This is a genomic window from Sphingomonas sp. SL1004, from assembly GCF_057815015.1.
Genome location: NZ_JBYMUX010000001.1, coordinates 3,939,464 through 3,957,921, shown reverse-complemented (window position 1 = coordinate 3,957,921; position 18,458 = coordinate 3,939,464). Strand labels below are relative to the sequence as shown.

Below are 18,458 nucleotides of genomic sequence, written 5' to 3'. Positions count from 1 at the left end.
AGGATCGCAAGGCCGCCCGCCCCCTAACGCCGCGGCGTTTCCAGCACCGCCAGCAACGTCTTCTCGAATCGCGCCGGATCCTCGACCTGCGGCGAGTGCCCTAGCCCCTCGAGCATCACGAGTTTCGCATTCGGCATCTGCTTCACCGCGCGCGGCGCAACCATCGGAATAGGCTCGAGAAACTTGCGCAAATTCGCCGGCGCCTGCGCACGGCCAAAAGCCGTCTTGTCGAGCGTGCCGACGATAAGCGTCGTGGGAGGCGTGATCCGGTAGAGTTCGTGCGCGACCGGCTGCGCCTTGATCATCTCGCTGGTTTTCGCCTGTGCCAGCGCCACGGTGTCGCGCCCTGCCCCCTGATACATACCCGCCTGCATCCAGACCCAGCGATCGTAAGACGGCTTCCACACACCGTGATAATAATTCTCGAGCTGATACGCCTTGATCGACGCGTAACTCGTCCTCTTCTCGTTCGCCCACAGCGTGTCGACGTCGGTGTAGGGCACGCCCTCTTCGGAGCGATCCTTCAGGCCGAGTGGATTGACCAGCACCAGCTTCTCGACCGACGCCGGATAGAGGATCGCATACCGCATCGCGAGCATGCCGCCCATCGAATGCCCGACGATCGTCGCGCGCGTGATCCCACGCGATTCGAGCAGCCGCTTGGTGAACGTCGCCAGCATCTCGAAACTATACTGCGCCGCCCGCGGCTTGGACGATTTGCAGAAGCCGATCTGGTCGGGAACGATGACGCGGTAACCAACCTCGCTGAGCGCCCGCACCGTGCTGCCCCAGGTCGCGCCACAAAAGTTCTTGCCGTGCAGCAGAACGACGGTGCGGCCGTTGGGCCGCTGCGGCGCGATATCCATGAAGGCCATCTGTGCGGGCGCGCCGACGATATCGACTTCCATCGTCTGCACCGGCCAGGGGTAGGTGAAGCGTTCGAGCTGCGGGCCGAGGTCCGGCACCTGCGGTACCGGCACCGCCCCCATCAGGAGCGCGGCGATCGGCAGCCCCAGCATCTTCATTCCCGCCTTCATACGATTACGCTTTCCTACATCCAACGAGACGGCCTAAGGTTAACGGGCAAACCCAGTGTCGTGCAACGCACCATCCTTACGACGATGATGCGGGAGCGGTTGCCAGAACGAATTGCACGCGCGGCGCTTGCCCTTCTCGAAAACGCTGGGTAAGGGGCGCGTCCGTGTAGGAGTGTAGCTCAGTTGGTTAGAGCGTCGGTCTCCAAAACCGAAGGCCCTCGGTTCGAATCCGAGCACTCCTGCCACCCCCTTAAAAATTCGACCGACATGGTGACGATTGCGCCAGCCGCATTCTTGCGCCCATCGCGATTGCAGAAACTGCATTCCTTGATGCATATTGCGCACTTGAGAAATTATCTGCTGCGATGCACAAAGATCAGGCCTTTCAGGCATCCTCTCCTAAAAACTTTCATGGCCGGTCTCGTACCGGCCTTTTTTTTCGCCTGCGTTCGGCGTATGCATCGTACGCCGTCGTCAAGCCGAACGATAAATAGAAACCGTGGGAGCGGAGCCGCCGGTCAAACCGGCACCGGCAAGACGATCGTGCGGGGGATCGAGTGACCCAAGCGCTCTCCCCCGCCACTTCTCTCCGCCACGCGTCCTCTCGGCTGCATTCAATTGCAGTCCGTCGGCGGTCTCGCGCGGCCCACATCGCGCGGCGCCCCGCCCCTCTCCTGCCGCGCCCTTGCTTTACCCGGCCACCAAAGCTATCTGCCGCGCTTCCGACAGCGAGGACGGACCTGCCGCCGCGCCCCTTCACAGGGAGCGGCTAGTGGGTCTATGCCTCGCATCTCAGTTTCTCAATCAGCGGGTTCGAAGAACATCGTGGCGAAGACGTCCCCCCTCGAATTCATCCAGCAGGTCCGCAACGAGACCGCGAAGGTCACGTGGCCGACGCGTCGCGAGACGGTCATGACCGGCGTGATGGTGGTGATCATGACGACGATCCTCGCGCTGTTCTTCCTGGGCGTCGACTCGATCCTGCAAGCGATCGTCTCCGCCCTCCTCAAACTCGCTCAGTAAGCAAGGTTCCGTCATGGCGCGCTGGTACATCATTCACGCCTATTCGGGCTTCGAGGGCAAGGTCCGCGACTCGATCATGGCCGAGGCGACCCGGATGGGTCTCGAGCAGCTCGTCGAGCAGATCGAAGTCCCGACCGAGACCACGACGGAAGCCCGTCGCGGCAAGAAGATCGCGGTCGAGCGCAAGTTCATGCCGGGCTACGTGCTGGCAAAGCTGAACATGAACGACGACGTGTATCACCTGGTGAAGAACACGCCGAAGGTCACCGGCTTCCTGGGCAGCATGGGCAAGCCGCAGGCGATCAGCGAGGCGGAAGCCACGCGGATGCTCAACAGCAAGGAAGAAGCCGCCGCTGCGCCCAAGCAGAAGGTCAAGGTCGACTACGAGATCGGCGATCAGGTCAAGGTCCTCGACGGCCCGTTCGCGACCTTCAACGGCCTCGTGGAAGAACTCGATTTCGATCGCAGCCGCGTTAAGGTTTCGGTGTCGATCTTCGGGCGTGCGACCCCGGTCGAGCTCGAGTTCGAGCAGGTCGAAAGAAGCAAGTAAGGCCAAGCCGCACGCGATTAGCCAATGGCTAATCGCGAGACGGCGCCAGCCCGGCCGGCGGGCCATCGGCTCGGCCGACGACGCGGGATTTAGGAGCGCTCAGAGTGCCGCACATTTCCTGCACGTTCGGTAATCCTGACGAAAGTTGGGATCAAGAATTACGGAACGCTGGTCTGCTTGGCTCTGGATCCTGACTTTCGTCAGGATGACGTGAAGAGGCAGACGATTTGTCCGAAGAAGCACTTTTGGACTTGGGGACGCCCAGCTCGCAAATCCATAGGCCCAAAAACCGCATGCTATCCCGCCAATTACTGCGCCACGTGCACGCGGCCTTTCGCTTGACGAATCTGTAAGCGAACACGCGCTTCGAAAGAAACGCCCAGTCCAAGGCTCACAGGGCGCTTACCGCCATTCTTGATAGACGCCGCTCGTTGACCCTAGCAGAATGGAGGGCGATGGTTATTGTCGTGTAAGATGCGTTCGGAGGCAGACTAGGATCTCTTAGCCTGTCGCGGGTCATGCGGAGCCTACAAAACTATGTTTCCTGTATTTCTCTCGGTGAGCTCGAAGGATGAGGGGTTCGCCCGCTATATATGGGAGAAACTTCCTGCTGACTGGGCGTACCTTTACTCAACGTCAGGCGACGAGGGTGCCGAACTTTGGGACGAAATATCGAGGCGGGAGCTTCCAGCCTCAAAATTTATCATCGTTTTTTGGTCTAAGGATTGCGTGACGGCCGGAGGTTGCGTGCGGGAGCTGAGCCAAGCGGCCGAGCTAGTCGCCGATGGAATACTTTCCCCATTAATTCTCCGGCTGGACGACTTTCCGATAACGTGGAACGACGATCTGCCCAGCGAACTTAAGCCAGTTTATTCGGATCTGAAGCGACTTCTTGATGTTCGCACCTCTAGGCCGAACATTACGCGTGACGACGCAAATCATCTGGTGCAGCGTTTCATCGAGCCCGCGATGGACGTAGCCCATCCGATGTTCTCACGTGATGATATACTTGAGCCGATGCGCTCAGCTGCGCAAAAGGAGCGGTTCAAATGCTTCCCAGCGATGTGGATATCCGGCTTTCCGGGGGCTGGACGCACTACGCTTGTAAAGCAGCTGAACAGGTCGATGACTCCGAACGGGCGCATCATCCCGATCGATATCAATGCCGCTTCCCTCCCACTGCAAGTCTGCCTCAAGCTAGAAAGCTTGGGGCTGGGTGCTGATATCGAGCGGCTGCAGCATGTGCAGGAGGCTGAGGAAGCCGCTCTGCCTTCCGGTGTCGCTGCGAGGATCGACCGGATCTTCCAAGCTGGGAACTATGTCGTTTTCCGGCACGAGATGATCCTTCAGAACAATGTAGACTTGCCCGAATGGTTCGATGACGTGGTCGGTGCCCTAGCTTCTTCACAGAGGCCTAAGCTCTTCATCGTGTCACAAATGCCATTATCCATTGACCGTAGAAAAGCCTGCTTTGATAAACTAGCGGAACAGAGGGTGCCTGGCTTTTCGAGCTACGAAGTCACTCCGTTTACTGAATCCCTTTTAGCACATTTCGACCCCCAGCCGGACCGGTGGACCGCAAAGGCTGTCGATGACATGATCGAGGCAGCGCAAGGTAATCTTGGCTTGCTTGTAACACTTGCTCAGGCGGCCAGCTCGGTAATCGATCTTGGAGAGGTTGACGAACTGGTTGCTCATGCGAAGAACACCGCACTCCAGTCCATCGCCTATTATGTGGATTGGGCATTTGGGACTTTGCACGATGACATACACTGCCAGCGCCTTCTATTGTTTTTGAACGACGTAAGTCCCTGCGATCCTCGAGATCTAGACGTGATTTTCGAAGGCGCCAGCGAGTCAATTCTCAATATTATCTCGAAGTGCATGAAGATTGGCTTTGTCGAGCGCGACGGCGGCGGACTATATCGACTGACGCCGTTCTTGTCAGGACGGCTAGCTCGCCATCTGGTTCGTACGGACCTCGTAGATTGGCGCCGTTCGGTTATTGAAAACTTTGCGAAGTCACCGATAGATTTTGAAACACAGGAAAATGAATTTATCCGGATAGAAGCTCGCATCCAAGCAGCGCTTTGGACGGGTAAGGACGAACTCCCGACGTTCATCGAAAAATTTATCTCCGCATCGCACTGGTTCCAGGCGGGTGTGCGCCTCTATCATGCAAGGCAGCACTCGGCAGCGCATCGTCTTTTGAAAAAAGCGTTCACGGCAAGAGAATCCTTCTCTTAGGCCTCACGGACCGAACTTCTCCGTTACTTTGGACTCGCAGCAATAAGGACGGGTCACAGTAGTGACGTCGAAACCTGCATTACGCTTCTTAATAGTGATTACAATAACAAAGAGATTGGCTCTTATCTCGAGGCATTTAGCTTAGAGGTTCAGCAGCGGTTCTTAGAGGCAAAGGAAAAATACGAGGAGGCTCTTAGACTAAACCAGGGAAAGAATAATCGGTTGGAGCGCATTTACCGACCCTTAATTAAGTGTATCCTGCTTACACGATCCCCTGATTTCGGACTTGCCGAGATTTACGCCAAAGATTGGGCAAAGGTAAGACAGACCGTTTTCACAAAGCATGGCCTTTGCCGTATATATCTTCTCTGGATGGACGCAGGATCGACGTCACGAAGTCCGGCCCCCGCCGATCTGCCGAAGCGATACGAAGACGCGCTCAGCGATCTTCAATCGCATCCTGGCGGAACGGGCGCCTATCACGAAGTGCTGGCCGAGAAGGCCGAACTTAGGGGGGCGCTTGACGTTGCCGTAGCTGAACTTGAGACGGCAATTGCCATCGATGGCCGTTTCGAAATTCGATTAAAGCGCTGGCAACTGATGGCTCGCGATAAGGGAATGTCAACGAAGGCACTGTCCGAGCTCGAGGAGATGAAGGCTGACGGACGGCAGGCGGCGTTCCGCGACGTGCATCTAAAAGGTTTAGTCGAGATATTTGTTACTGCCATGCAACATGCCACTTACAGCGCACAGCGCTTGAATAGGTTCGCTACTCCCCTAACCTCTCGCGAGATTGGTATAATAGTAAGCCGAGTAAAACGCAGGTAGGGATGGCGAATAAATCTTGGGAACGCCGCAGGTTCAGAGCGTCTGGCTACAGAACCTTCCTATGAACGGACATCCAAGATAGCACGGCATCTGCGAAAGCGGCCTGTCCGCTTTCCTCTCCTCAAAACTGGCACCGTCATTTCCGGCCCCTCAGGCGCCAGCCGCCGAACAGCGCGACATCGCGGTCATGCGGCGCCTTGGTCGGGTCGGCCTTGCTCCAGCCGGTGACTTGATCGAGCGCTGGTAGGCGTATGGGATACGGGTTGGTCAGCGTCGGTTCGCCGCGTTCGTTGCGGGCGGCTTCGGCGATGTCGAAGGTTTCGCGGGCGCGGGCTTGGCGGGCTTCGTACATTGCCGTCAGGCGGTAGCTGTGCGCTTCGCTCGATTCGCCGCGGCGGCGTTTGATGTGGGGCGGCTCCTCCTGGAGGTGGACCGTCTTGGCGTGGAGGTGGAGGAGTTGCAGCGCCTGGTTCGCGGTCATCGGCGGGATCGGCGGGGGATCGTTGTGGCGCCACTCGTCATGGTCGTGCGCGCCGAGGATGGACCCGGCGAGTAGCGCGGCCTCGACCTGTTCGTAGCCGGCCTCCAGCGCGAGGCGCATTTCGCGGGCGAAGGCGGGGCTGGCTTTGCGGCGGGCGTAGAAGGCGGAGTGGCTGAAGCCGGCGGCGGCGGCGGCCGAGAGGCGGATGTTGGCGGTGGCGGAGAGTGCTGTGAGGAAGGCTTGCTCGGCGGCGTGACCCAGGCGGTTGGCGGGCGGGCGGCGGAGCTGGAGGCGGCCGTTGGCGGTTCTTGTCGTGGTGGGCGTGGTGTCGGCGCGTCGCGTTTGGGGCGAGCCCCCTCCACCCCCGACCTCTGGTCGGCGGTCCCCCTCCCCGTTCCGGGGAGGATCTTTGAGGGCTGCGGAGGCGAAGGCCAGGGCGGCGTCCCATTTGGCGGCGAAGGCGGGGTGAGCGGCGCGGCGCTTGGTGAAGGTGGAGCGGTTGTAGCCTAGCGAGCTGGCGGCTTCGCGGGCGTTGCCGGTGCGGCGGAGGACGGCGAGGAACGCGGCGTTCTGCGCGGCCTGGCGGCGGGTGAACTGGTAGGGGGTGGAGGGGCGCGCCATCGCTATTGGGTCTGCCTCGATATCCTACATTGCAAGGGGGCTTGTGCTGGGTGCGGGGTACTCGGCGCGGATGTCCAAGTTTGTTTCCCCGCGAAGGCGGGGATCCAGACTGGGCTCCCGCCTTCGCGGGAGAACAAGGAGGCGCAGTCTTTAGTAGGATTGGTTCACGCAAAGGCGCGAGGGCGCGAAGAGGAGTTAGAGGAGTAGAAGATTCGGGGTTCGCGCGGAGGCGCGGAGGCGCGGAGGAGAAGGGCGCGGGGAAGAAGGGGGAAGCGGGTGTTGCCGCTTTGCGGGTTTTGGGGTATGCGCGCCGGCTTCCACCTTCATTGTTGGAATTGCGGGAGGTTGCCGAAGGGTAGCCGTCATCACCGCTAGACTCACCGGGCGAGGCGCTGTTGCGCTCAAAGCCCCATACAAGAGAGTGACATGGCTAAAAAGATTACCGGATACATCAAGCTGCAGGTCCCTGCAGGCGAGGCAAAGCCCGCGCCGCCGATCGGGCCTGCGCTGGGTCAGCGCGGCGTGAACATCATGGAGTTCTGCAAGGCGTTCAACGCCGGCACGAGCGAACTGAAGAAGGGCATGCCGATCCCGACCGTCATCACGGTCTATGCGGATCGCTCGTTCTCGTTCGAGACCAAGACCCCGCCAGCATCGTACCTGATCAAGGAGGCCGCTGGTCTCAAGTCGGGTTCGAAGGAGCCCGGCAAGGTCGTCGCCGGCACGATCAAGCGCTCGCAGCTGAGCGAGATCGCCACGACGAAGATGAAGGACCTCAACGCCAACGATATCGACGCTGCGACGAAGATCATCGAAGGCAGCGCCCGCGCAATGGGCCTCGAAGTGGTGGAGGGCTGAGATCATGGCTAAGCTGAGCAAGAAGCAGAAGGCCGTCACGGTCGACCTCGTCAAGCTGCACGGCATCGACGAGGCCATCGGTCTCGCACGGTCGGGCGCCACGTCGAAGTTCGACGAGACGATCGAAGTCGCGCTGAACCTGGGCGTCGATCCGCGTCACGCAGACCAGATGGTCCGCGGCGTGGTGACGCTGCCCAAGGGCACCGGCAAGACCGTCCGCGTCGGCGTGTTCGCCCGCGGCGCGAAGGCTGAAGAAGCCCTCGCAGCAGGCGCAGACGTCGTCGGCGCCGAAGACCTGATGGAAATCATCCAGGGTGGCACGATCGATTTCGATCGCTGCATCGCGACCCCGGACATGATGGGCATCGTCGGTCGCCTCGGTAAGGTGCTGGGTCCCAAGGGCCTGATGCCGAACCCGAAGCTCGGCACGGTGACGATGAACGTCGCAGCGGCCGTTCAGGCAGCCAAGGGCGGCCAGATCGAATACCGCGTCGAAAAGGCCGGCATCATCCATTCGGGCATCGGCAAGGCGTCGTTCCCAGCGGAAGACCTGCGCGCGAACTTCGACGCACTGGTCGACGCGGTGGTCAAGGCCAAGCCGACCGGCGCCAAGGGCAAGTACGTCCAGAAGGTCGCGATCTCGTCGACCATGGGTGCAGGCATCAAGGTCGATACGGCTGAGGTTGCTGGCGCCTGAGCCGCACGTGATTAGCGCAAGCTAATCCCGAGACGGCGAAAGCGCGGCCGGCGCGGTTCTACCGCGACCGACGAGGACGGGATTTACTCCCGTCCTGCCGCTGGAGTTGAGAAGGGCCGGGAGCGATCCCGGCCCTTTTTGCGTCTGGCTTCGGCGAGGGTGGCGGGATGCCTGTCCCGTTCGTCCCGAGTAGCGGCTGAGCTCGTCGAAGCAGCGTATCATGGGACAGGTTTGTGCGAGGGGCCCATGCTTCGATACGCGCCCTCGATACGGCGCTGCGAGCCTACTCGGTCGCTACTCAGCACGAACGGCAGGGGGGCGGGGGAGGACGCGGCGTGGCGCGACGCGGCGGTGCAGGGCGCGGCGGAGCGGGGCGGCGGAGCGGGGCGCAGCGGAGGCGCAGCGGAGGCGCGGCGGTGGCGCGGCTCGGGGCGGTGGAAGGGAACGGACCGGTATCTGAATGTGCTGGTTTCACGATCCTCCCCCGCCAGGGGGAGGTGGCTGGCGCTTGCCAGACGGAGGGGGGCGGAAAGGGAAACCTCTGCTCCGCGTCCTCCCCCTCCGTCGCTTCGCGCCACCTCCCCCTGGCGGGGGAGGATCAAGATCGGCGCCCTACCCGCCCAGCGCTCGCGCGAGGTGCGTGTCCGGGGCCATGATCTGCGGTTCGTGCGCGAACGGGTCGTGCTTGTCGGGCATCGCGAAGGCTGGCGGTTTGCGTGCGACGGTGGCGCCAATCTCGGCGCGGTCGACGGTGATCCGGAGCATCTCGGCGTGCGACGGGAGCGAGCCGATCAGCCGCTGCTGGAGGCCGGCGATCTGGCGGGCGTAGCGGTCCCAGTGTTCGCGTGGGAGGAGGTCGGTGCCGGTAGCGATCGGTCTCGTGTAGAAACCCTTGCCGAACAGCACCGCGCGTACGCTACCAGCGCCGAATGCGACGTGGCCGCGTGGGTCGAAATCGTCGGGGAGAGCGTGGCGCCAGAGATCGAGGCAGTGCTGGAGCGCGTCCGAGCGTTTCGCATCGTGCGCGACGGCGCGCCAATAGGGCGTGTCGCGGCGATTGCCGAGGGTCAAGTGGAGGCCGAGAAAATCGCGAACCTCCTCGTACAGCTCCGCCATCTCGGTGTTGAAGCGGGCGATCTGCGCGGCCTCGAACGCGCGGCTGGGCATCGCGCGGAGCAGGCGGCGGCAGGCATAGTCGACGAACTGGATCGAGGTCGATTCGAGCGGCTCGATGAAGCCACTGGCGAGGCCGATCGCGACGCAGTTGCCGACCCAGGAGTTGCGGCAGCGGCCGACCCGCATCGGGATCGCGCGGGCGTCGGTGAGTGGCGCGAAGCCGGTGTTGCGGCGGACGAGCGTGTCGATCGCCTGATCGTCGGTCATGAACCCGCTCGCGAAGACGTGGCCGGTGCCAACGCGCGAGCGCAGCGGGATGCGCCAGGTCCAGCCGGCGTCGCTGGCGGTGGAAACGGTCGCGGGAAGAAGGGCGCTAGTTTGGTCGTGCGCGATCTGGATCGCGACGGCGCGGTCGTTGGGGAGATAGTCGGCATAGGAGATGAAGGGCTCGTGCAACGCTTCGTTGATGAGCAGGCCGCGGAAGCCGGAGCAGTCGATGACGAGTTCGATCGCGCGGCGGGCGCCCGAGCCGAGGTGAAGGGCAGCGATATGGCCGCGATCGTCCTGGTCGACGCCGACGACGGTGTCGCGGACGTGCTCGACGCCGCGCGCGGTGCAGATTTCGCGGAGGAAGGCGGCGAACAGGCCTGCGTCGAAGTGATAGGCGTAGTTGATCGCGCCGGCATAGGGGGCGTCGGCCGGGCTGCGCGGGGAACGGTGCGCGGCGATGGCGGCGACGCCGTGGCCGACGAGATTGGCTAGTTGGGGGTTGATCGTAACGTCTTCGGGAAGGCCGTACGCAAGCAGCGAGGCTGCGGGGTTGCGGCCGGCGAGTTGCAGCCCGCCGGTGAAGGGGTGGACGAAGCTGCGCACGGGCGTACCGCTGGCTGCGGCCCCTGCCCCGCTCGGGTCGGCGCGGTCCCAGTCATCGAAGCGGACGCCGAGCTTGAAGGTGGCCTGGGTGCGGGCGACGAACTCGTCCTCGTCGATGTCGAGCAGACTTAGCATGGCGCGGATCGGGGGTATGCTCGCCTCGCCGACGCCGATGATCGGAATGTCGGGGGATTCGATCAGCGTGATGCGGACGCCGTCGGGGTGGCCGAGGCCCCATTGCAGGCGGTGGTTGAGTTGGGCCGCCACCAGCCACCCGGTGGTGCCGCCGCCGACGATGACGATATCGGTGATGGGCTTGGGAATGGGCGGCCTCCTGGGGTGGAGGCTATCATGGGCGCGTTGGCGGGTGGGGTCGGGATCGGTCGGGTTTCGATGTTTGTGACTGACCCCCTCCCCAATTTGCACCACCCCGGCGAAGGCCGGGGCCCAATTGGGAGACGTCGCTAACGGAGCGCGGTCCGTCGTGACGATGGCCTTCCTATTTGGGCCCCGGCCTTCGCCGGGGTGGTATGTCTTTACGTGCCTCCCTCCATGAGCCAGACTGTCTTGTCTGCCGCGCTTTTTTGCGACTAGGCCGGTGCCGTTGTCCTCATCGGGCGTTCCCGCTGACGCAGTCCGACATGATATCGCGAAAGTTCGGCGAGCTCGAGCAGGCGGACGGAAGCGCGATTGCCCCCCTTTGTCCGCATGACCGGCGATACGAAAACGCGTGAACGTCGCGCGGATCTGGGCCACGGGTCGGCCTATGATCGAAGCTTCCTGTCATTGCGGCGCGGTGACGCTGACCACCGGACATGCACCCGAATGGGTCGCCGACTGTAATTGCTCGATCTGTCGCCGCTACGGCGTGCTTTGGGCGTATTACCGGGCGGGCGACGTGCGCGTTGGGGCATCGGGGCCGACCGGCATCTATAGTTGGGGCGCCCGGACCTTGCGCTTCCATCGCTGCGGCGGATGCGGGTGTGTGACGCACTGGACGAAAGTCGACCCGACGATCGACAGGATCGGCATCAACGCGCGCCTGATGCCGACCGATATCCTAACGGCGGCCCGCATACGGCGGCTCGATGGCGCCGATACCGGGCTTTACCTGGACGCCTGACCGACCTGACGATTGACTCCCGCGCCAATTCCGCTAAGGCGCGGCTTCGTTCGGCGGGCTTGCTCGTCGAACTCCGTCCGAGACAGTGGGTGCAGCGGGTTTGCCGGTGCTTAATCTCCCACCTAGACGGGGAATGAGATTTTGTCGGCCCATCTGCGTGCCGCCCTCTCCCATGCCCCATCGACGAGACACCCGGAAGCGCGGGTTTGTCTGCGCCTCCGGTTAGTAACCGGGTCCACTGCGCAAGCGGTGAACTCGTAAAACGTGGAGAATGGCATGGATCGTGATCAAAAGACCGCGGCCGTAGCCGAGCTGAACCGCACCTTTTCCGAGGTCGGCGTCGTCGTTGTCACGCGCAACCTCGGCCTGACCGTCGCACAGTCCACTGTGCTGCGGAACAAGATGCGCGACGCCGGCGCGACCTACAAGGTCTCGAAGAACAAGCTTGCCAAGATCGCAATGGACGGCACCGACTACAGCTCGCTGGGCGACATGCTCACGGGTCCGGTCGGTCTGGCCAGCTCCATCGATCCCGTCGCGGCCGCCAAGGTGGTCGTGGAATTCGCGAAGACGAACGACAAGTTCGAAATCGTGGGTGGGGCGATGGGCGCGACGACCCTCGACGTCGACGGTGTGAAGGCGCTCGCAACGCTGCCCTCGCTGGACGAACTGCGTGCCAAGATCGTTGGCCTCATCGTGGCACCCGCCACGAAGCTGGCAACGATCACGCAGGCTCCGGCAGCGCAGCTCGCGCGCGTGCTTTCCGCCTACGCGGAGAAGGAAGCCGCCTGATCTTGCAGGCCTTTCGTTACCTTTTTGAACTGATGGGGCACGAGCCCCGAGATGGAGATTTATCATGGCAGACCTGAACGCGCTCGTTGAGAGCCTGAGCGAACTGACCGTTCTCGAAGCAGCTGAGCTTTCGAAGCTGCTCGAAGAGAAGTGGGGCGTTTCGGCCGCAGCAGCGGTCGCAGCACCGGCAGCAGGCGGCGGCGCCGCTGCTCCTGCAGCAGAAGAGCAGACCGAATTCGACGTCATCCTGACCGGCGACGGTGGCAAGAAGATCAACGTCATCAAGGAAGTCCGTGCGATCACCGCGCTCGGCCTGACCGAAGCCAAGACGCTGGTCGAGTCGGCTCCCAAGGCCGTCAAGGAAGGCGTGTCGAAGGACGAGGCCGCCAAGATCAAGGCTCAGCTCGAAGCAGCTGGCGCCACGGTTGAGGTTAAGTAAGCCGCAGCTGGAGAGACGATTTAGCGTAGCCTAAATCGTCTCTCCAGCAAGGCCGGCCGGCGGTGCTTGCACCGACCGACGAAGCAGGGGCTTTGCCCCTGCTGGCCGCAGCTAAGAAAAAGGGCGGCCCCAGCGATGGGGTCGCCCTTTTTTCGTGTGTGTTGATGGCTGGTCCGCTGACGTTGCGTGCGGGACCGGTGCTTCGATACGAGCCCTCGATACGCTCCTTACGGAGCTACTCGGTCTCTACTCAGCACGAACGGAAAGGGGGCAAGCGTCTTCGCCCCCTCCCTTCAATTTACCGCTCGAACGTCGCCGCATGCGGCCTGGCGGCGACCGTCGTGAACATCTTCGCGGGGGCATCCAGCCAGAATGGTGCGAGCTTGGCGGAGTCGACGCGTTCGATGCCGACGACCCACGCGCGGGAGGTCTGCGCGTCGTCACCGGCGGTGGTGTAGAGGATATTGGTAGCGACGACGGGGACGAACATCGGGCGGTTGGCCGCGGTCATCGTCCGGATCGCGTCGCGCGCGATCGCGACGACGGTGCGGATCGTGCGAGTCTCGCCAGGTGCGAGCGCGAACGGCGGCGTGGCCGGGCGGCCGATCGGCGCGGCGTTGAACTGCGCGAGATCGGTGTCCTGGCCGGCATGCGCGGTCAGCAGCGCGACGCCGGCGCGGATCGCTTCGGCAGGCGCGGTACCGGTGTTGGTGACGACGAGCTCGCACTCGACGGTGGCGCTCAGGAGGTTGAGGCCGGCGCGCAAGGGGCGGAGATCGCAGGTTACGCGGGCCCGCGGGGCGGCTGGCGGTGGTGGCGGCGTCTTTGCGCGGGGTTCGAGGAATTTCGGCGCGGCGGACGTAGCCGGCACAACCGGAGCCGCTACGGGCTGGACCGATCGGGTTGTGGCTGCAGCGGCACTGGAGATGACAGCGGGTTCGGGCGCGGCGGCAAGCTCGGGCGCGGACGGCTCCGGTGTGGGCTCGACGGCGGTTTCGACCTCTTCGCGGTCCTGCCGACGCCCGCGGGGTTTGCGGCGGAGCGCCCAGAGCGCGCCGAGCACGACGATGACAACCGCAAGCGAAAGCCAGAGCGGCATTGCCCTGCCCGTCTCGGGCGCGGTGACCGTCGATTGGGTCGTCGTGTCGGGCGTGGGTTGCGGCTCGACGGATTGCGGCTCCACGGATTGCGGGGCGACGACTTGCGGGGCGGACTCCGTCGAGGGAGTTTCGGACGGTTGCGACGCCGGCTCGGGAGCAGGCGTGGCTATTGGCGCGGGTTGGGTCCGGGCCGATGAACGCGTCGGCTCTGTGGCGTCGCGCGTCTGCCGCGAATTCGGTTCGGTGCGCACGGCTGGGCGCTCGGCGGCGGCCTTGTCGGCGACGGCTTTTTCCGGAGCGCGCGGGCGGGTTGCGCGGCGGGGCGCGGGCGTCTCGCTCGGCAGGACGATCTTCGGTGCGTCGGGAATCGGGATAGACGTGCCGGTCTGCGGCGCGGGGTTCGCCAGGCCCTCCAGCCCGCGGACCGGAGCGGTCTGCTCGGCCTGTGCCATGGCCGGACTTGCCGACGCGAACATCGTCATGGTGGCGAGCAGGGCGGCCAGCGCCCCGCGGTCGGTCGTCATCGTCGAAAATCCCCTGCGCGCGGTCGTCGCGGCGTTGTGGGCGGGGGAGGCTGAACACGGGCCGACGGCAACCCGCGTTGCGACGAGTTGCGCCTTGGTAGCGGTGAGACGTGGCTGGGGGTGTGAGCGCTGAACGTCTATCCGCCCCCGCCAGGGGGAGGTGTCGCCGAAGGTGACGGAGGGGGAGGACACGAAACCTTGGTTGCCCTTTCCTCCCCCTCCGTCAGGCAAGCGCCTGCCACCTCCCCCTGGCGGGGGAGGATCAGCGAATGCGGTTTACTTTGGTGCGATGACCACTGCCCCGCCCTTCATGACGAAGCTGGGATGCTCCAGCTGGCGGACGTCGGCTAGCGGGTCGCCATCGACCGCGATCAGGTCACCAAAACGGCCGGGCTGGATCGCGCCGACGTCTGCCGTCTTCCCCAACGCGATCGCGGCGCTGGAAGTCGCTGCCTGGATCGCCTCCAGCGGCGTCATGCCCCATTCGACCATCTTGGCGAACTGGAGCGCGTTGTTGCCGTTGGGGTAGACGCCGCCGTCGGTACCGAAGAGCATCTTCACCCCGGCGGCATGCGCGGCGCGGAAGGTCTGGCGTTGCTTGAGGCCGACCTGGCGTTCCTTTTCCAGGCTTTCGGGGAAGACACCGTTCTTGGCGCCCTCGGCGAGGATATAGTCGTCGTCGTAGATATCCATGTCGAACCACGCGCCGCTGGCCTTGGCGAGCTTGAACGATTCGGCGTCGGCGAGACTGGCGTGCTCGATCGTGTCGACACCTGCCCGGAGCGCATCGTTGATGCCCTCGACGCCGTGCGCGTGGACCGCGACCTTCATGCCGAGCATGTGCGCTTCCTCGACGATCGCCTTGATCTCGGGAAGGCTGATCTGCTGCGCGCCGACGCTGTCGGTCTTCGAGAGGACGCCGCCGGTCATGCAGACCTTGACCACCTCGGCACCGTATTTGCGGATCGTGCGGACCGCGCCCCGGAACTCGTCGGGCGTGTTGGCGATCTGCGGGTGCGGGACCTGGATCGAGGGCGGGAACTCGGTCGCGTCGCAGTGGCCGCCGGTCGCGCCGAGCGCGTAGGTGGCGGGGACGATGCGCGGGCCGGGGACGTAGCCGCGCTCGATGCCCTGCTTCAGCGCGACGTCGTCATAATTGGCCGAGCCGACGTTGCGGACGGTGGTGAAGCCGGCGTCGAGGGTTTTGCGCGCATTGGCGACGCCGACCACGGTCCAGAAATTGTCGGTGAATTCGAGCTGGCGATAACCGCTGAGCGTCGGGTCGCTGGTGAGGTGGACATGCATGTCGATCAGGCCGGGGAGCAGCGTGCGCGTGCCGAGGTCGACGCGCTCGGCGCCGGCGCGGACCGCGTCACCCTTGCGGCCGATGGCGGTGATGCGGCCGTCGACGATCGTGACCTGTGGGTCGTCGACGCGCTTGCCGGCGAGGACGTCGATCATGTGCGCGGCGGTGACCACGACGGTTTTGGCGTCTGCGGTGGTAGTTGCGGTGGCCGCGGTGGTCGCGAGCAGCGTGGCGATGAGAATGCGCCCGATCATGTAATTGTCCCTTCCCCGAGTAGCGCGCTGTGTGCGGGACGCCAGTCGATCGGGCAAGTGCTGCGGCTTGCCCTATTCTCGACACCGGTACAGGCCATCGGGGATGCTTCCGACGACGAGATCGCCCGTGATGATGCTTCGATTTCTTCCGTTCTGCGCGCTGACTGCTGCGCTGGTGCCCATGGCTGCGCGGGCGGATCCGGCGCCGTTCGACCTGACCGGGCCGACTCTTCGCGTGGCGGTGACGCACGGGACGACGACGTTGCCGATCGCGCAGGTGCCGACGCTGGCAACGGGGGACCGTGTTGCGATCGGGGCGGACCTGGCGGTGGGCAAGAAGGATGACGGCGCGCGCTATCTGCTGGTCGCGGCGTTCCTGCGGGGCGCGACCGAGCCGCCGCCCAAGTCCTGGTTCTTCAAGGCCGAGACGTGGAAGGCGAAGAAGAACGCGCTGGCGTTGACGGTGCCGGACGGTGCGCGGCAGCTGGTGGTGTTCCTGGTGCCGGAGAGCGGCGGGTTCGATGCGGTGGTGTCCGCGGTGCGCAAACAGCCGGGGGCGTTCGTGCGCGCGGTGCAGGATCTGGATCAGGCGTCGCTCGACCGTGCGCGGCTCGATGCATTTCTCGACGGGATCCATGCGCTGGAGCGGACGCGGCCGGAGCGGATCGAGGCGGTGTCGCCGTTGTTGTCGCGGAGCCTGGCGATCAAGCTGAAGGCGGAGTGTCTGGATCTGGCCGCGGATCTGCAGGCGTCGTGCCTCACCCAAAGCCGCGATTCGCTGGTGCTGGCGGATGGACAGAGTTCGACGCTGGCGGATACTTTGGTGGGGGCGCCGACCGATCTGGCGTTGCAACTGAGTGCGACCCCTGAGGGCGGGCTGGGGTATTACAGCCCGTATATTGGCGTGGTGCGCGATATCGCGAAGATCTTCGGCGCGTTCCAGTCGACGCAGTTCCGGTACATTCCGGCATTGGCGCGGGCGCGGGACGATCGGCTGGCGCTGTTGCTGAACGCGGCGCCGTCGTTCGCGAGTCCGAAATCGGTGATGGTCGTGGCGATGCCGGTGATCGAGGCTGGTGCGCCGCAGACGCCGACGATGCGGCGGGCGGAGGCGGACCGGCTGGTCTGTGCGGCGAAGCCCGATCTGGTGTTGCCGGTCGAGGGTGCGCCGCTGATCTATGCCACGAAGTTTGCCCACGACATGATGCTGCGGGTGACGACGCCGCAGGGCGGCGTGGTCGAGCTGCCGGTGCAGGCGGATGCCGAGCGGGGCGGCTATGTGCTCGATCAAGTCGGGATGCGGACGGCTGGCTTGAGCAGCGTGACCGATGCAAGCCTGCATGGGCGCTGGGGGTTCACGCCGTTCGACGGGCCGCGGTTTCGGTTGCAGGTGCCACGGGCCGGCGGGTGGACGATGGTGGATACCGATCCCGAGAATCTGGTGGTCGGGCGTGACAATGCGGTGGCGCTGGCCGGGCCCACGCCGAGCTGCGTGGAGGCGGTGACGCTGGTTGGCGGTACCGGAGACGTGCCGCTGGCATGGACCTCCACTGGCGACCGGATCGGGCTTACCCTGCCCTTGGCGAAGACGGCGCCGGGGAAACTGACGCTGCTGGTGAAGCAATACGGGGTCGAGGCGCCGGAGAGGATCGCGCTGACCGCGTTGGCCGAGGCGGGGCGGATCGACGGCTTTACGCTGTATGCAGGCGATGCTTCGGGGACGCTGGCGGGGACGCGGCTTGATCTGGTTTCTGCGCTGAGCATCGATGGCGTGGCGTTCAAGCCGGGCGAAGTGGTGCGCGCCGACAAGACCGATCGGTTGGAACTGACCGCAGATGCCGCGTCGTTTGCGGCAGGTCAGGCGAAGACGGCGCTCGTTACGCTGAGCGACGGGCGGAAGCGGTCGGTCAAGTTCGTCGTTGCAGCGGCGCGGCCGAAGGCAACGCTGATCGCGAAGACCGTGGTGGCTCCACCCTCCCCTGGCCTGCAGGTCGTGCTGGCCGGTGATACGGCGATCGCGCAGGATGCCCGGCTGACCTTCTCGCTGCGTGCGGAGGGAGCGACGCGGTTTGCGGCGGGGGACAGCGTCGAGATCGGGGCGGTTGCCGGTGGGCCGACGACGAGCGTCGCGTCGGGGCGCGGGCTGACCGTGCAGGACGAGCGGATCGCGGTGGTGTCGGTCGAGCTGGGCAAGGCGCTGGGCGTGTCCGCGCATGGGCCGCTGCGGTGGCGGCTGGTGCAGGACGGCGTCTCGGGCGATTGGGTGCCGTTGACGAGCCTGGTGCGGGTGCCGGCGCTGGCCGGGGTGATGTGCAAGGATGCGTGTACGCTGGCGGGGACTGACCTGTTCCTGATCGATTCGGTGGCGGCGAATGCCGGTTTCGCGGATGCGGTGCGGGTGCCGGAGGGGTTTACCGGGGCTTCGCTGACCGTGCCCAAGCCGGTTGGCGGCGCGCTGTATTTGAAGCTGCGGGATGATCCGGGGGTGATGGCAACGGTGGCGGTCGAAAGCTGACGTTCGACCGCTAAATCCTCCCCCGCAAGGGGGGGGTGTCGCCGAAGGTGACGGAGGGGTAGGACACGGAACGC

15 protein-coding genes and 1 tRNA gene are annotated in these 18,458 nt (G+C 64.3%); 11 read left to right on the top strand and 5 right to left on the bottom strand.

What is annotated here, in order from left to right; all coding sequences use genetic code 11:
• Positions 1 to 23: 23 nt before the first annotated feature.
• Positions 24 to 1,037: an alpha/beta fold hydrolase gene (locus AC3D24_RS18200; protein ID WP_489032504.1), complete on the bottom strand. Its 1,014-nt coding sequence runs from the start codon at positions 1,035 to 1,037 to the stop codon at positions 24 to 26.
• Positions 1,038 to 1,205: 168 nt separating this feature from the next.
• On the opposite strand from AC3D24_RS18200, the gene AC3D24_RS18195 reads away from it, so the two are divergent.
• From AC3D24_RS18195 to AC3D24_RS18175, 5 genes are all read left to right on the top strand, one after another.
• A tRNA-Trp gene (locus AC3D24_RS18195) sits at positions 1,206 to 1,282 on the top strand.
• A 580-nt stretch (positions 1,283 to 1,862) separates the two neighbouring features.
• On the top strand, positions 1,863 to 2,060 hold the full coding sequence (gene secE / locus AC3D24_RS18190; protein ID WP_056047594.1) for a preprotein translocase subunit SecE: 198 nt from the start codon (positions 1,863 to 1,865) through the stop codon (positions 2,058 to 2,060).
• Between the two features lie 13 nt (positions 2,061 to 2,073).
• Positions 2,074 to 2,610 (top strand): transcription termination/antitermination protein NusG, encoded by a 537-nt coding sequence (gene nusG, locus AC3D24_RS18185; protein ID WP_055872668.1) that lies wholly within the window; start codon positions 2,074 to 2,076, stop codon positions 2,608 to 2,610.
• Positions 2,611 to 3,357: 747 nt separating this feature from the next.
• Positions 3,358 to 4,857, top strand: coding sequence for a hypothetical protein (locus AC3D24_RS18180; protein ID WP_489032503.1), 1,500 nt, complete (start codon positions 3,358 to 3,360; stop codon positions 4,855 to 4,857).
• A 222-nt stretch (positions 4,858 to 5,079) separates the two neighbouring features.
• Positions 5,080 to 5,685, top strand: a complete 606-nt coding sequence (locus AC3D24_RS18175; RefSeq protein WP_489032502.1) for a hypothetical protein — start codon at positions 5,080 to 5,082, stop codon at positions 5,683 to 5,685.
• Between the two features lie 136 nt (positions 5,686 to 5,821).
• On the opposite strand, the gene AC3D24_RS18170 is transcribed toward AC3D24_RS18175, so the two are convergent.
• On the bottom strand, positions 5,822 to 6,787 hold the full coding sequence (locus AC3D24_RS18170; RefSeq protein WP_489032501.1) for a hypothetical protein: 966 nt from the start codon (positions 6,785 to 6,787) through the stop codon (positions 5,822 to 5,824).
• A gap of 426 nt (positions 6,788 to 7,213) precedes the next feature.
• On the opposite strand from AC3D24_RS18170, the gene rplK reads away from it, so the two are divergent.
• Together rplK and rplA are read left to right on the top strand one after the other, a co-directional pair.
• On the top strand, positions 7,214 to 7,645 hold the full coding sequence (rplK, locus tag AC3D24_RS18165) for a 50S ribosomal protein L11 (RefSeq protein WP_056047586.1): 432 nt from the start codon (positions 7,214 to 7,216) through the stop codon (positions 7,643 to 7,645).
• A gap of 4 nt (positions 7,646 to 7,649) precedes the next feature.
• On the top strand, positions 7,650 to 8,342 hold the full coding sequence (gene rplA, locus AC3D24_RS18160; RefSeq protein ID WP_136189394.1) for a 50S ribosomal protein L1: 693 nt from the start codon (positions 7,650 to 7,652) through the stop codon (positions 8,340 to 8,342).
• 612 nt (positions 8,343 to 8,954) lie between these two features.
• Here rplA and AC3D24_RS18155 read toward each other — a convergent pair.
• Entirely contained in the window at positions 8,955 to 10,757 is a 1,803-nt protein-coding gene (locus tag AC3D24_RS18155) for a tryptophan halogenase family protein (RefSeq protein ID WP_489032500.1), read from the bottom strand.
• 340 nt (positions 10,758 to 11,097) lie between these two features.
• On the opposite strand from AC3D24_RS18155, the gene AC3D24_RS18150 reads away from it, so the two are divergent.
• The 3 genes from AC3D24_RS18150 (at position 11,098) to rplL (ending at position 12,685) form a co-directional block, all read left to right on the top strand.
• On the top strand, positions 11,098 to 11,454 hold the full coding sequence (locus AC3D24_RS18150) for a GFA family protein (protein WP_489032499.1): 357 nt from the start codon (positions 11,098 to 11,100) through the stop codon (positions 11,452 to 11,454).
• A gap of 276 nt (positions 11,455 to 11,730) precedes the next feature.
• Entirely contained in the window at positions 11,731 to 12,246 is a 516-nt protein-coding gene (rplJ, locus tag AC3D24_RS18145; protein ID WP_055879768.1) for a 50S ribosomal protein L10, read from the top strand.
• A 64-nt stretch (positions 12,247 to 12,310) separates the two neighbouring features.
• Positions 12,311 to 12,685 (top strand): 50S ribosomal protein L7/L12, encoded by a 375-nt coding sequence (rplL, locus tag AC3D24_RS18140; protein WP_056047577.1) that lies wholly within the window; start codon positions 12,311 to 12,313, stop codon positions 12,683 to 12,685.
• Positions 12,686 to 12,983: 298 nt separating this feature from the next.
• Here rplL and AC3D24_RS18135 read toward each other — a convergent pair whose 3' ends face one another.
• Complete coding sequence (locus tag AC3D24_RS18135; protein ID WP_489032498.1) at positions 12,984 to 14,309, bottom strand: hypothetical protein; 1,326 nt, start codon at positions 14,307 to 14,309, stop codon at positions 12,984 to 12,986.
• A 276-nt stretch (positions 14,310 to 14,585) separates the two neighbouring features.
• On the bottom strand, positions 14,586 to 15,869 hold the full coding sequence (locus AC3D24_RS18130; protein WP_489032497.1) for a Xaa-Pro dipeptidase: 1,284 nt from the start codon (positions 15,867 to 15,869) through the stop codon (positions 14,586 to 14,588).
• Between the two features lie 130 nt (positions 15,870 to 15,999).
• On the opposite strand from AC3D24_RS18130, the gene AC3D24_RS18125 reads away from it, so the two are divergent.
• Positions 16,000 to 18,384, top strand: coding sequence for a hypothetical protein (locus AC3D24_RS18125; protein ID WP_489032496.1), 2,385 nt, complete (start codon positions 16,000 to 16,002; stop codon positions 18,382 to 18,384).
• Positions 18,385 to 18,458 lie beyond the last annotated feature (74 nt).

What these genes read in the sequence shown, in the direction of transcription:
- rplK (WP_056047586.1), top strand. Translation starts at nt 7,214, where the DNA reads ATGGCTAAAAAGATTACCGGATACATCAAGCTGCAGGTCCCTGCAGGC.
- nusG (WP_055872668.1), top strand. Translation starts at nt 2,074, where the DNA reads ATGGCGCGCTGGTACATCATTCACGCCTATTCGGGCTTCGAGGGCAAG.
- AC3D24_RS18200 (WP_489032504.1), bottom strand. Translation starts at nt 1,037, where the DNA reads ATGAAGGCGGGAATGAAGATGCTGGGGCTGCCGATCGCCGCGCTCCTG.
- AC3D24_RS18150 (WP_489032499.1), top strand. Translation starts at nt 11,098, where the DNA reads ATGATCGAAGCTTCCTGTCATTGCGGCGCGGTGACGCTGACCACCGGA.
- AC3D24_RS18135 (WP_489032498.1), bottom strand. Translation starts at nt 14,309, where the DNA reads ATGACGACCGACCGCGGGGCGCTGGCCGCCCTGCTCGCCACCATGACG.
- AC3D24_RS18130 (WP_489032497.1), bottom strand. Translation starts at nt 15,869, where the DNA reads ATGATCGGGCGCATTCTCATCGCCACGCTGCTCGCGACCACCGCGGCC.
- rplL (WP_056047577.1), top strand. Translation starts at nt 12,311, where the DNA reads ATGGCAGACCTGAACGCGCTCGTTGAGAGCCTGAGCGAACTGACCGTT.
- AC3D24_RS18170 (WP_489032501.1), bottom strand. Translation starts at nt 6,787, where the DNA reads ATGGCGCGCCCCTCCACCCCCTACCAGTTCACCCGCCGCCAGGCCGCG.
- AC3D24_RS18125 (WP_489032496.1), top strand. Translation starts at nt 16,000, where the DNA reads ATGATGCTTCGATTTCTTCCGTTCTGCGCGCTGACTGCTGCGCTGGTG.
- rplA (WP_136189394.1), top strand. Translation starts at nt 7,650, where the DNA reads ATGGCTAAGCTGAGCAAGAAGCAGAAGGCCGTCACGGTCGACCTCGTC.
- rplJ (WP_055879768.1), top strand. Translation starts at nt 11,731, where the DNA reads ATGGATCGTGATCAAAAGACCGCGGCCGTAGCCGAGCTGAACCGCACC.